The organism is Paenibacillus sp. JJ1683, from assembly GCF_053006485.1.
The window spans coordinates 3,596,962-3,611,024 of sequence record NZ_CM129820.1; the positions used below are offsets into that span (position 1 = coordinate 3,596,962).

Consider the following 14,063-nt stretch of genomic DNA (forward strand, 5'->3'; position numbering starts at 1 on the left):
GCCTCCTATTCCATTACTGCCTTAAGCTCCGGCAGCTGTACAAAGTTTTTGCGCAGCTCTTCGTTATGAATGATTTCGTGCCACGGATCAGTCGTTGTGCTTAACGTCTCCTCAATTCTGCTTACCAGTTGCTGCCTCGTCTCCGCATTTGCTAATACCTGTTTGATCGACTCTACGCCTACCCGTTCTACCCAATGAGCTGTTCGCTCGTTCCAATTCGCCTGCTCACGGTAATACTGTAAATAGGCACCAGTCCATTCCATCACTTCATCCTCGGTTTTTACAGTACACAGCAGTTCTGCTGCCCGCACTTTAATACCGCCGTTACCTCCAATGTAGATCCCCCAGCCACCGTCAATAGCGACAACACCCAAGTCCTTGATCGTCGCTTCTGCGCAGTTACGCGGACAGCCCGACACAGCCAGTTTGACTTTGGATGGCGCATTCAGACGTTCGAATGCCTTTTCCAACCGGATGCCCATGCCCATAGCGTCCTGTGTGCCGAAGCGACAAAAAGTGTTACCGACACACGTCTTGACGGTTCGCAATGTCTTTCCATATGCATATCCCGATGGCATATCCAATTCGGACCAGATTCCCGGTAGATCTTCTTTTTTTACACCAAGCAGGTCAAGACGTTGGCCACCCGTAAATTTAACCAAAGGCACATTGTATTTCTCCGCGACAGCAGCAATCTTCTTCAGGTCGGCAGGTGAAGTAACTCCTCCATAAATGCGGGGCACCACAGAGTAGGTGCCATCTTTTTGAATATTGGCATGGTACCTTTCATTCGTAAATCTGGATTCCTTCTCATCCTCATAATCCAGTGGCCACAGCATACCTAGATAATAATTGAGGGCCGGCCGACATTTGGTGCATCCTTCAGCTTCGTTCCAGCCCAGCACGTTCATCACTTCTTTGACGCTCTTCAACCCCATTTCTCGGATACCATCAATAATCGCTTCCCGATCAAGTGTCGTACAGCCACATATCCCCTCTTTAATCGATTCTCCGGCTTCTGCACCTGCATACAGCTGTAAGAGCCCCTCCACTAATGGCTTGCAGCCGCCGCATGATGCCGATGCCTTCGTGCAGGCCTTAATTTCCCCAAGACTCTTACAGCCAGCCGCAACCGCCTCTCCAATGTCACCCTTGGATACACCATTACATCCGCATACAATTTCGTCTTCAGGCATCTGCTCCAGCATCATGGTGCCACTACCTTCTGATTGACCAGGGTTAAAGCCAAGTAACAACTCTTTCTCTCGACCAACCACCGACTCCCCACTTTTAATCAGAGAAAACAACTTGGCTCCATCAGAGGTATCCCCAAACAGAACGGCACCGATCAGTTTTTCTTCCTTAATGACGATTTTTTTGTAGACGCCATCAATATCATCCTGATACCGCAGTGATCGCGTTCCCGACTCATCCTTGTAATTTCCTGCTGAAAATACATCGACGCCCGATACCTTCAATCTTGTAGAAGTAACGGAACCACTGTAGCCAGGAGTCTCCATTCCCGCGAGTCGCTGAGCCAGGACGCCCCCCTGCTCATATAATGGGGCAACCAGACCGTAAGTGATTCCCCGGTGTTCTGCACATTCTCCAACGGCATATATGCCAGGAATATTCGTTTCCATGTGATCATTTACGATGACACCGCGGTTTACGGGGATTCCCGCTGACACCGCCAGTTCAATGTCTGGTTTGATACCTACCGCCATAACGATCAAATCCGCTTCCAGTTCGCTTCCATCAGCAAACTTTAGCCCTTCCACGCGACGACGCCCGGTGATAGCCGCCGTCCGCTTATTGACCAGAAAAGTCATTCCCTGTTCCTCCAGCTCGCGCCGTAACATAAGGGAAGCAGCCTCATCCAGCTGCCGATCCATAATATAACCGTTAATATGAATAACTGTAACGTCCATCCCCAAATTGAGCAGCCCCCTGGCTGCCTCTAGCCCAAGCAATCCGCCGCCGATAACAGCCGCTTTTTTGTGCGTCTTCGCCGTCTCCATCATCGTCTCGCAGTCACGAATATCCCGGAATCCAATCACACCATCCTTGTCGGCTCCTGGAAGCGGCAAGATGAAGGCTTTAGAACCTGTTGCCAACAACAGTAAATCATAAGAGACGCATACACCGGATCGTGAAGTCACCTGCCGCTTTTCCGTATCGATCGCTGTGACAGGATCATCGGTATACAATCGGATATTATTGTCTTCATACCAATTCCAATCGTTGATGATAATATCCTGCAAACCTGCTCCACCGGCCAGAACAGAGGACAGCATGATCCGATTATAGTTTGGATGGGGCTCGGCCCCAAATACCGTAATCTCATAGGCACCTGGTGCGATCTTCAGCAAATGTTCGAGAGTGCGTATCCCCGCCATTCCGTTGCCGACCAGCACTAATTTTTGGATGTAGTTCATTAGGTCACTCCCTCTCCATTTCTATCCTTAAAACATAAAAAGCCTGCTTCACATACGGGGATGCAAAACATCCCTCCACATGTGAAAACAGGCTCCATTGCCGTTTCATCGAATACGCCGTTGTATCCATCAGAGTATGAATTTAAAGTACTGTAGCCAATATATAACGATTCAAATCACATGTCAATATTCCTTACGCAAAATCTCGTAAAAATAATATTTTATCACTAAGTAACATATTGATGACGTATAAAATATCACTCTTCTACAAAATTAGGATTGATTTTCAGTCCAAAACACGCCAAAATGGTTTAAAAGTCCGTTTCCACTTCATTATGATGGAAAAGCAAACCCATCTCATCAAGTTATATGTCACATTTCTTATCAAGACATACAATCCTCATGCTTATTTACCCTTCATGTTAAAGAGAGGAGGAGCCCGCTTGCGTTCCTTGTTGGTAATTCACTCACATGCTGACCCTGCATCCGAGCAGGCAGACACCATTCCCTCATGGCAGGCAGAACCTGAGCACCTTTTAGAATCCAACGGATACCTGCCTTTGCCCTGCCGCCATGAATCTGAAATCAAACAGCTCATCCATAATGCAGATGCGGCCGTACTAAACATACCTGTCGGCACAATCAGTATGTGGAGTAGCAGGTTGGAGCAAACCAAAGCAATTCCGTTGCTCTGGTGGTGCAGCGCGACATCAGCGCTGTCATCGACGGAGGCTTGTGAAGCAGACGTGACTGTCGACGGTATTCTAACCCCTTCCATGGCAGCCCATGAGCTGAATTGGGCCCTTCATTTTAGCGCCAAACGCTTTTTTGAACGCCAGCATTGGCAAAGTGAACGCAAACAACTGACCGCTCGGCTGGAAGAACGCAAATGGATTGATATGGCGAAGGGGATACTTGGCGAAGTAAACGGCATCCCGGAAGCGGAGGCATATGATCTGCTGCGTAAAAAAGCGATGAATGAGCGCAAACGAATCGTTGATGTGGCGATCTCCATTGTGAAAGCACAGCAAATGCTAAAAGCATAAATCTGAAAGGGGCCTTGAACATGAATATCATTGAAATATTAAAAGAAGTTGGGCGCGGCAAAAGAGGCGCTCGTGATCTGAACTATGCCGAAGCCGAAGCTGCCGCCGAACTGATTATGACCCGGTCAGCAACCCCAGCTCAAATCGGTGCCTTCTTTGCCGCGGAACGCATCAAAATGGAGAGTGTTGCCGAGCTGGAAGCATTCGTTAATGTCTGTCGCAAATATTCCCACCGCTTCCCCATGCAGGAAGGCATTGATTTCGCCGGTCCGTACGACGGTAGGAAGTCATCATTTATTGCTACCTTCGCAACTGCCTTTCTACTTGCCTCATACGGATTACCTGTAACGATGCATGGGAGTGCACCCCTCCCTCCCAAATGGGGGGTTACACTCCCACTTTTGTTGCAGGAGATGGGGGTAGCGACTGCGGACATGTCACACGAAACCGCCATTCATGCTGCGAAGCAGACAGGCGTGCTTTTCGTTGTTTCCGAACAATGGTGCACGCCCCTGCGGGATCTGCGGTCTATTCGCGAAGAGTTGGGGCTTCGCACAGTACTGAACACAGCCGAGAAACTGGTTGATTATGGTTCCTCCCCGTACATTGTATTTGGTGTTTTCCACAACACCGTATTCGACAAGACGGCGAAGGTCATGCAAAATCTGAGTTATCGCAGGGCTTTGATCGTCCAGGGGAGCGAAGGATCGGAGGACCTATTCATCGATCGACCGACCCGGACTTACCTGTTTGCTAATGGTAAGGTGTCCCTCCAGGTTATAGATCCCGAAATGTACGGGCTGGATTCGGTAGTACCAGAACACCACTGGACCCCTGCTGAACAGCTGCGCATATCAGAGGAAGTGCTGCAAGGCACAGCTCCTACTGCCTTCTCGAATCAAGTGTTGCTCAACGGCGCGGTACGACTGTTCATTGCAGGGCGGGTCGACTCCATCGAGGAAGGCCTGTACACCTGCAAGCCGCTGCTTGAAAACGGGAACGCCTGGGAGTTGTACTGCCGCTGGCGTGAAGCTATGTTGAGAAAAGAAATAAAAACGGGTGCCAACACATCCGAACCCCATTTTCATTTATAAAACTCGTCTCCTACAGTCCAGCATTTATCGGGACATAAACTGAACTACTCAAAAAGGTCCGCCCCCATGCTCATGCAAAGGGGGCGGGCCTTTTATGCAAGGAAAAAGAAAATGCACTCACACCTTCCTGTTCTAGAACTGTGACCACTCCCCGTTATGTCCACTGGTTGCAGCTACAGCTAGGCGGAGGGGACGGATGCATACAGCTGCCGTCTTGAAGCCGGGCATCCGGCAGAACGGATCAAGGTCTGGACGGGTCGCCCGATTTACATTTTGCGTCCCGCCCCAATGCATGGGCACGAAAAGCGTGTCTTCGCGAATATGTGGCCTGATCCGGCTGCGGACGGTGAAGCTGCCGCGCTGGGATGTTATTTCCACCCACTCCCCGTCCCTGATATACCAGCGCTGCGCAGTACGCGGATGAATTTCTACATAATTCTCAATCTCACGCGCGGCCAGCGAAGGACTTCTGCGTGTTTGCGCGCCAGTCAAATAGTGAGCCAGCACACGGCCATTCGTCAAAGTAAGCGGATATTCCTCGGATATTTCCTCTCCTGCTCCACAGCTTTCAACCACTGTAAAAACAGCCCTTCGGTTGGAAAGAGCAAAACTTTCCCGAAACATCGTATCCGTACCAGCTTCATCCATAGATGGGCATGGCCAATACACCCCTTCCTCGCGACGCAGCCTATCATAAGTAATACCGTAATAATCAGCAAGTCCCCCTCGGCTAGCGAGACGCAGTTCTTCAAAGATATCCTCTGCATCCTTATATGCGAAGTACCTCCCCTTGTTCAACCTTGCAGCTATTTGGCATAAAATGCTCCAGTCATCTCTAGCTTCGCCCGGTGCAATCCGCACCGCTTCCCGCAGTAAAACGCGGCCTTCTAGATTAGTCATCGTCCCCGTATTCTCCAAATAAGACGTCACAGGCAAAACAACGTCGGCCATTCGCGCCGTTTCAGTGAGAAACATATCCGCCACAATCAACAAATCCAGCTTTTTCAGCGCCTCCTCGACCAACCGGGCATTCGGGTTAGATACAACAGGATTAGAGCCCATCACGAACAGAGCTTGGATTTTTCTCTGATGAACCAGTTCCATCATTTCATAGGCCGACACTCCTTTTCCCGGCAAGCTGCTTGGTTCAACTCCCCACACGGACGCAACATAGGCTCGATCTTCTTCATTCTCAATCGATCTGTAGCCAGGAAGCTGGTCAGCCTTTTGACCGTGCTCTCGTCCCCCTTGCCCGTTTCCCTGACCTGTGATGGCCCCATACCCACACCCTTCTCTTCCAATCTTTCCGGTGGCCAGCACAAGATTAAGAAATGCACGCACTGCCATGTGCCCATCCGTCTGCTGTTCGACACCCCTGGCAGTAAAAACGATACCCGTTTCCACACTGCCAAAGGCACGCGCTGCCTGCCGGATCATCTCTGCCTCGACTCCGCACAGCGCAGCTGATTCGTTCAGATCCACCCCATCCAAATGAGTCAACAACTGTTCATACCCGTTGGTCCGCTTGCGGATAAATTCTTCATTTACCAATCCCTCATCCACGATGACCTTTAGCATGGCATTGGCCAGCACAGCATCCGTACCCGGTCTGATTTGCAGGTGCAGATCGGCTATTGCCGCTGTGGGTGTCGCGCGCGGGTCAATTACGATGACAAACGCACCATTTTCCTTCGCTTGGTGAAAATAAGGCATTAACGTCGGCTGACATTCAGCGATATTCGTACCTGCAAGCACAATACAACGAGCCAACGGAATATCAGCCAGCCTGCAGGTCAGTCCGCGGTCAATACCAAACACTTTGCTACCAGCAGATGCTGCCGCCGACATGCAGAAGCGCCCGTTATAATCAATATAGCGCGTACCTATAGCCACTCTGGCAAATTTCCCAAGTAAATAAGCCGTTTCATTCGATAGTGAGCCTCCGCCGTAAATGCCGATTCCATCAGGACCCTGCGTGGACAGTAGCGAGGAGAAACTGTTAGTTACAGCATCCATCGCCTCTCCCCATGGGACAGGAACGAGCCTGCCCTCTTTGCGCAGGAGAGGCTGTGTCAGCCTTTCTGCATGAGTTGCATGCTGATGCGCATTCATTCCCTTGATGCACAACCTGCCTTGTGAGGCTGCATTAGGTTTCCCTTCCGCTTTATACACCGTTCGAACGATACCCGCGAGTGCTTCCGTTTCCGTACTAACGGTCATCTTACATTGCACGCTGCAAAATGGGCACTGTGTCTCCACCACAGGGAGGACGTATTGACCGGCTTCCAGTTTGTTTTCTCCTAACTGACACATAAAAGTCACCTTCCCTCTCCATTCACTACAACTCCCACAATCCGTTAACCTGTCAGCATGGTGGACCGCAGGCTAACGGTCAGCTCACTTCGCAGAGTAACGTCGAGCACACTTTCCCGCAGCGCTAGAACGCCAGTCCGTTCAATCCATTCCCACATTTTCTCCCCATACCTAGCACTATGCCTGTATATTTGCAAGCAGGTTACAACCATCAGCACCACTTCTTCCGGATTCTCCTCCAATCCAAGCAGCAACCCCTGACGAACCGGATGTCCTGCATGGCCACCAGCATAAACCTCCCAACCTGCTGGAGATCGGGAGATTCCAATGTCATGGACAAGCACGCCATCGGGATACTCTGAACCCGGACTAACAGCAACCGCAACTGGTGACGGTAATGAAAGACTGCCCCATACTGCTGCCAGCCGCTCTCTCAGCCAGATCACTCCACCAGAAGCCTGATCGATCGGGGCAGGATCAACAAAATCCCTACGTTCAACATCCAAATTTGTAAAACTCAGGCCCACAGAACCCGCTTCCCCTTCGTATGGTACGGTGGGCTGAAGCGCAACGCCTATTCCCAGTTGATTTGTTGCAGATCCGTTCCGCAAACCTAGAGATTCCAGATAATAAAGTACAGCAGGACGACATAATTCACAGCCCTGCTGCCTGGTCCAACCGAGACGAGATACTACTTCCTCTAGAGTTCGACAAACTGCGTCCACCATCGCTGTCTTAAGCGAATCATGATCATAATGCGTACAACCACACACAGGGACAACCTCTTGAGCAGTCGGAGTAACCACAGGTCCAGAAGCTGTCGCTCGGGACAAACCATTTTTGACCAGTGCAGCCACTAGCGGCCGGCAACCACCGCAGGAACCGGACGCTTTGGTCCGGCTCTTCACCTCTTCGACTGTTTTCAGCTTATCCGTGGCAATCACTCGCAAGATATCCCCCTTGCTCACACCGTTACATGCGCATACCGTCTCTCCTTCGGGCAATGCTTCCGCAGCATCCTCTGCTTTGCTTTTGCTGTTATTCTGAGGTGTAAGCCCTGTAGTTGGCGCGCCGCGCCGTACCATTCCAAGCAGCGAGGTGCTTTCCGCCGTATCCCCGAATAAAATCGCTCCAGTAATAGCGCCAGCGCGCATCATCACTTTTTTGTACATCTCCTGCATACCGTTATATTCCATGATCGCAATCTCGTTTCCCTCTTCACGAATGTCTCCTGCCGAAAACACATGAATTCCCGCAACCTTGAGCTGGGCATAGGGAACCGTCCCTTCATAAGGAGCCGTTTCACGACCACAAATCACCTTTGCCAGCACTTTGCCCTGCTCATATAGCGGCGCCACCAGCCCATATGAAATTCCACGGTGCTCAGCACATTCGCCAACTGCGTAAATACCAGGAATACTCGTGCGCATATAATCATCCACGACAATGGCACGGTTTACTGTCAGACCACTGTCCTGAGCCAAAGCGATATTGGGCCGGATACCAACCGCCAGCACGACCAAGTCTGTTTCCAATCTGTTCCCGTCCGCAAACATCAATCCTTGTGCCCGGTTGCGGCCTATAATATTGACCGTATCCTTCGCCAAATGAAACCGCATGCCCTGCTGCTCCAACCGCCGTTGTAAAAGCACAGCCGCAGTACGGTCAAGCTGACGATTCATCAGATACTGCGCATTATGAACAACGTCAGTTTCCATCCCTAGATTCAGCAAGCCTTGAGCAGCCTCAAGCCCCAATAGCCCTCCTCCGATGACGGTGGCCTTGCGATACGTTTTGGCATATCTGGCCATGGTTTCACAGTCATTTACATCACGAAAAGCGATTACTCCCTCTTTTCGGACTCCGGGAATGGGAGGTATGAAAGGCAAAGAGCCAGTTGCCAGTATGAGAATGTCATAGGGCTCTTGAATGCCGGATTCCGTTTCCACCATACCGGTTGCTACATCAATACGACACACACGTTCACCAGCTTGCAACTTTACCCCATTTTCTTCGTACCAGTCCCAGCTATGGGTAACAATATGTTGGAACGAGCTCTCCTCCTGAAGCATTTTGGACAGGAGCACACGATTGTACCCGGGACGTGGCTCTGCACCAAATATTGTGATTTGGAATCGCTCCGGCTCCAGACTGAGAATTTCCTCAACACATTTGATGCCTGCCATACCATTACCGATGACGACCAGTCTTTTTATCATAATTAATCCAGCCCCATTCTCTGAACCTAAAATAAGACAGAAAAAGCCCTTCTCCATTCGATGGAAAAGGGCACCGTTGCCGTAAATGTCGGCACATCGTTGTACCGATATGTACTTAAGATTACTGAATTGTGAGTATTATGTCAATATTCAATACATGAAACCTGTATTTAAACCTATTTTTTAATTTATTATAATTTTAATGTTATGTATATTGACACAAGTAGAATGTCTTTTTATAATTTGAATTAAAATCACTACCATGTGATCATACCCAAGCGATGCACAATGAAGTGTGTCAAACACGGCAATGAAGCCGCAAAACGTTCCCAATATCAATGACGGGACGATTTGCGGCTTTTTATGTTCAGCAGAGGGCTGAAGTCTAAGGCCTGAGCTCTACAAACCCCAATAAGAACAGGAGAGATGGAGAATGAAGAAAAAAAGTTTCTGGCACAGCGGACACAAGCCCACCCTTTTTGGCTCTTTTTTGTATTTTGATATTAGCTTTATGATATGGGGAATGATTGGACCGTTGGTCGTTGTCATTGCTAATGATTATCCAATGGACCCTGTACAAAAAGCCAACCTTGTCGCTCTCCCGATACTCAGCGGCTCTCTGTTGCGACTCGTGCTTGGATTCATGTCAGATTATATCGGTCCGAAGCTCACGGGACAGATCGGTATGCTTGTCACGATCATTCCTCTCCTGCTCGGCTGGCTGTGGGTTGATTCGCTGGAGCAGTTGTACACTGTCGCCCTGCTTCTGGGTGTGGCCGGCGCCTCATTTGCAGCTGCACTACCGTTGGCTGGCCAATGGTACCCCAAAGAGCATCAAGGTCTGGCCATGGGAATTGCCGGTGCCGGCAACAGCGGGACCGTCCTCGCAACTTTGTTTGCCAACCGTATTGCCCAACATTTTGGCAGTTGGGAGGTCGTGTTTGGATTGGCCATTATCCCAATTTTCATCGTCTTTGTTCTGTTCAGTATTTTTGCCCGCAACAGCCCTCATCGCCCAGTACCAAAAAGTCTGGCGCAATATGCTTCGGTGCTCAAACAGAGGGATGCCTGGGTGTTCTGTGCCTTTTATTGCGTGACGTTCGGTGGGTTCGTCGGCCTTTCTAATTATTTGACCATTTTCTTCAATACCCAATACGGCCTCTCTGCGGTGCATGCCGCTGATTTTGCAACCGTTTGTGTGATTGCCGGAAGCTTCTTTCGTCCTGTAGGCGGCTTTTTGTCTGACCGGATTGGTGGTTCTCGCATGTTAATGTATTTGTATGCCGGGGCCGGGATGATGCTCGCCAGCATTGCATTTTTGCCACCACTTGCCGTAGTCGTAGTTCTGCTGTTCGTAGGCATGATGTGCCTTGGGGCTGGCAACGGCTCCGTATTCCAGCTTGTGCCGCAGCGATTCGGCAACGAAATCGGGCTTATGACCGGCATCGTCGGGGCTGCTGGTGGCATAGGCGGATACTGTCTTCCTCTTATTCTGGGCCATCTGTACAAATTAACGGGTTCTTACATGCCTGGCTTCATCTGTCTAAGTCTGATCACATTCTGTGCTTTTGTCCTCGTCATTATCATGCAATTGAAATGGCGCAACAGCTGGATGCAACGCTCTGCTCCAGGCGCTAATGAAGCCGTTAACCGAATCGGAGAATTAAATATCTGACTATCCACTAAATAGACAGCCACCAAACGTTTAGATTTTAAGCCTCAATTATCCCTTATAATAAAAAATAGCTTAACTTCATTTATAGAAAAATGAAGTTAAGCTATTCCTCTATACATATTCAATCAAATTATAAGAGCTATGAAAAAAGTCACATTTATTGAATATTTACCGAAAATATTATGAAAATTCAATGAATTTTTCATTTGAAAATCATTGAAAACCGCTTTCATTTTCATATTTTTTCTTATGTAAACACTTATATAACCATTTTTCACACAACATACTTGTTCACTTGGTTTAAAATAAGGCGTATACTTGTTCACGAATTGTTCAAGGATTAACCGAATGTATTTTTTTAGAAAGAAGGAATTGGAAATGCGTGCTTTTCATGTTACGGAAAATGGAACTATCGAAACCAAATTAACCGGAAAAGATCTTCTTGCCAACCCACTGCTGAACAAAGGAGTGGCTTTTACGCTAGAAGAACGTCAGCAACTTGGACTTGACGGCCTCCTTCCTCCTACCATATTAACGATTGAGGAACAGGTTCAACGGGTGTATGAGCAATTTCAAAGCCAACCGGATAATTTACGTAAAAACGTTGCATTAAATGATCTTTTTAATCGGAATACTGTCCTTTATTATCGTTTGCTTTCCGAGCACTTGAGCGAGATGCTTCCGATTGTCTATACACCAACAGTCGGTCAGGCTATTCAGGAATACAGTCATGAATATCATAAACCGGGCGGTATGTATCTATCTATTGATAATCTTGCTGGCATCAAAGAAGCTTTTAAAAATTTGAACTTGGGTCCTGATGATATCGATCTGATCGTAGCCACAGATTCTGAAAGTATTTTGGGAATTGGGGACTGGGGAGTTGGCGGTATTAACATCTCTATTGGTAAGCTTGCTGTATATACAGCCGCTGCTGGTATTGATCCTAGCCGGGTACTGGCCGTTGTGCTGGATGCAGGTACAAACAATGAAAAGCTGTTAGAAGATCCTTTATACATGGGGAATCGTCATAAGCGTGTACGTGGAGAACAATATGATCAATTTATTGATACTTATGTTCAAGCTGCACTTTCTTCTTTCCCGAACGCACTGCTGCACTGGGAAGATCTAGGTAACGTCAATGCTCGGAATATTATTAATAAGTACGGAAATAATATCTTAACGTTTAATGATGACATTCAAGGTACCGGTGCAGTTACACTTGCAGGTGTGATGTCTGGTGTCCAATTGTCCGGAATCCCTCTGAGCAAGCATCGTGTTCTAGTGTTTGGTCCAGGAGCTGCCGGAATCGGCAATGCCGACCAAATTAGTGCGGCCATGATGCTGGAAGGATTGTCAGAAGCTGAAGCAAGACGTAACTTCTGGGCATATGATTACCGTGGCCTGCTTACCAATGAAACGGAAGGACTTTTGCCATTCCAGGTCCCTTATGTGCGTGATGCTGCCGAATGCCGTGACTGGGAGCATGCTGAAGATGGCAAAATCCCTCTGCTTGAAGTTATTCGCCGCGTGAAACCGACGATTATGATCGGAACTTCCGGTGTTGCTGGAGCATTTAGTGAGGAAATCGTGAAAGAGATGGCCAAGCATACAGAACGCCCTATTATTATGCCAATGTCCAATCCGACTCCTCTGGCGGAGGCAACTCCTGAAGACCTGATCCACTGGACTGAAGGAAAAGCGCTTATTGCAACAGGAAGCCCTTTTGAGCCAGTAATCTACAACAATATTACATTTGAAATTGGGCAATCCAACAATGCTTTTGTATTCCCGGGTCTTGGTCTTGGAGCAATCGTAGTAAAATCCAAAATTATAACAGATAGCATGTTTGCAGCAGCTGCCCATGCAGTAGCTCAAATGGTTGATTTGTCCCAGCCTGGTGCTTCCCTGCTGCCAAAAATCAACGAACTGCGAGAAGTATCTGAAGCTGTAGCAGTGGCTGTCGCCAAGGCAGCCGTTCAAGATGGAGTAGCGCGTCATCAGCCGGACGATATCGTACAAGCGGTTCGGGAATCCATGTGGGAATGCAAATATAAACCCATCAAACAGTATGGACAGGAAGCCGTTCTGGTTTAAAAATAGCGAACAACATCAAAATTTATACTTGCTGTAAGCAAAGTGATTATTTAACTGATGTCCGCCATTTTTGGCGGACATCTTTATTGGAGGCGACATCATGGCTACAGGTCATATTTTTATTATTTTAATTCCTATTTTCTTTGTCATTTTAATTGGTTATTTTGCAGGTTTTTTTAAGGCCTTTAACCCAGCTTCTTCTAAGGGACTAAATACACTGGTAACCAAATTTGCTTTACCTGCACACTTGTTTATTGGTATTACGACGACACCACGAGAGACGCTAATCCAAAAGTGGCCCTTTCTTGTTGCTTTGCTGCTTGGGGTGATTGGCTTTTATATTGTATTGCTCATCTTATATCGCTTGATTGCAAAAAAAGGCCTGACAGAATCCTCCATGTTCGCATTGAATTCGACACAGCCCTCTTTTGCATTCATGGGGATTCCCGTTTTGGGAAGCTTGTTCGGAAGTGCGGCAGTCGCCATTCCTATTGCGATTACCGGCATCGTTGTTAATGCGATTCTTGATCCGCTTGCAAGTATTTTGGGAACGGTCGGCCAGCGCAAATCAACACAATCTGACGACACAAAAGGCAATTTATTTAAAGTCACTATAAAATCAGTCCTTCATGGACTCAGTGAACCGCTGGCTTGCGTACCCTTGATTGGTGTTGTATTGACTTTATGCGGATTCCAAGCTCCAAAACTTTTGCAATCTATGTTTGACCAAATCGGCAATATTACTGCGGGTACGGCTCTATTTGCTATTGGGGTAACTATTGGGATTAAAAAGATTACGTTCAGTCCAAAAGCACTTAGTATCGCTGTGCTGAAAGCGATCGTAATGCCTATGGTTATGCTCGGTATTGCTGTTCTGATCGGACTGTCCCCTGAGGATGTAACCAAAGCCGTACTGCTTGTCGCATTTCCCGGCTCTGCTGTAGCCGCTATGATCGCGACCCGCTATGAATCACTGGAAACAGAAGCGGCATCTGCATTTGTTATAAGCTCAGTATTATCGCTTATTTCGCTCCCTCTGCTCATTTCACTACTTGTATAATGACAGAAAGCTTTCAACGTTCAGCGAAAGACTGTTATATATAATGATTAAGGGCATTCGTTCGCCCGCATTTATCTTATTTTTTAAATATTGTTCAAACAATAAAGTAATTTAGTTGTAT

General features: G+C 48.0%; 8 protein-coding genes. 5 read left to right on the forward strand and 3 right to left on the reverse strand.

Going from position 1 to position 14,063, the window contains the following annotated elements:
• Positions 1 to 5: 5 nt before the first annotated feature.
• The gene (gene nirB, locus ACUC6J_RS15515; protein ID WP_044785285.1) at positions 6 to 2,438 is read right to left on the reverse strand and encodes a nitrite reductase large subunit NirB; all 2,433 of its coding nucleotides are present in this window, start codon (positions 2,436 to 2,438) and stop codon (positions 6 to 8) included.
• Positions 2,439 to 2,881: 443 nt separating this feature from the next.
• On the opposite strand from nirB (ACUC6J_RS15515), the gene ACUC6J_RS15520 reads away from it, so the two are divergent.
• Positions 2,882 to 3,484 (forward strand): ANTAR domain-containing response regulator, encoded by a 603-nt coding sequence (locus ACUC6J_RS15520; protein WP_016822405.1) that lies wholly within the window; start codon positions 2,882 to 2,884, stop codon positions 3,482 to 3,484.
• A gap of 20 nt (positions 3,485 to 3,504) precedes the next feature.
• Entirely contained in the window at positions 3,505 to 4,578 is a 1,074-nt protein-coding gene (locus ACUC6J_RS15525) for an anthranilate phosphoribosyltransferase (RefSeq protein WP_044785287.1), read from the forward strand.
• Between the two features lie 132 nt (positions 4,579 to 4,710).
• Here the strand turns inward: ACUC6J_RS15525 and nasC are convergent, their stop codons facing one another.
• Positions 4,711 to 6,891, reverse strand: coding sequence for an assimilatory nitrate reductase catalytic subunit NasC (gene nasC / locus ACUC6J_RS15530; RefSeq protein ID WP_123797371.1), 2,181 nt, complete (start codon positions 6,889 to 6,891; stop codon positions 4,711 to 4,713).
• A 44-nt stretch (positions 6,892 to 6,935) separates the two neighbouring features.
• Complete coding sequence (nirB, locus tag ACUC6J_RS15535; RefSeq protein ID WP_447249070.1) at positions 6,936 to 9,110, reverse strand: nitrite reductase large subunit NirB; 2,175 nt, start codon at positions 9,108 to 9,110, stop codon at positions 6,936 to 6,938.
• Between the two features lie 433 nt (positions 9,111 to 9,543).
• Between nirB (ACUC6J_RS15535) and ACUC6J_RS15540 the strand changes: the two genes are divergently transcribed.
• The 3 genes from ACUC6J_RS15540 to ACUC6J_RS15550 all read left to right on the forward strand — a co-directional run bounded on the left by ACUC6J_RS15540 (position 9,544) and on the right by ACUC6J_RS15550 (position 13,942).
• Positions 9,544 to 10,785, forward strand: coding sequence for a nitrate/nitrite transporter (locus ACUC6J_RS15540; protein WP_044785291.1), 1,242 nt, complete (start codon positions 9,544 to 9,546; stop codon positions 10,783 to 10,785).
• Positions 10,786 to 11,163: 378 nt separating this feature from the next.
• Positions 11,164 to 12,882, forward strand: coding sequence for an NAD-dependent malic enzyme (locus ACUC6J_RS15545; RefSeq protein WP_031461739.1), 1,719 nt, complete (start codon positions 11,164 to 11,166; stop codon positions 12,880 to 12,882).
• A gap of 100 nt (positions 12,883 to 12,982) precedes the next feature.
• Positions 12,983 to 13,942 (forward strand): AEC family transporter, encoded by a 960-nt coding sequence (locus tag ACUC6J_RS15550; protein ID WP_016822411.1) that lies wholly within the window; start codon positions 12,983 to 12,985, stop codon positions 13,940 to 13,942.
• The last annotated feature ends 121 nt before the right edge of the window (positions 13,943 to 14,063 follow it).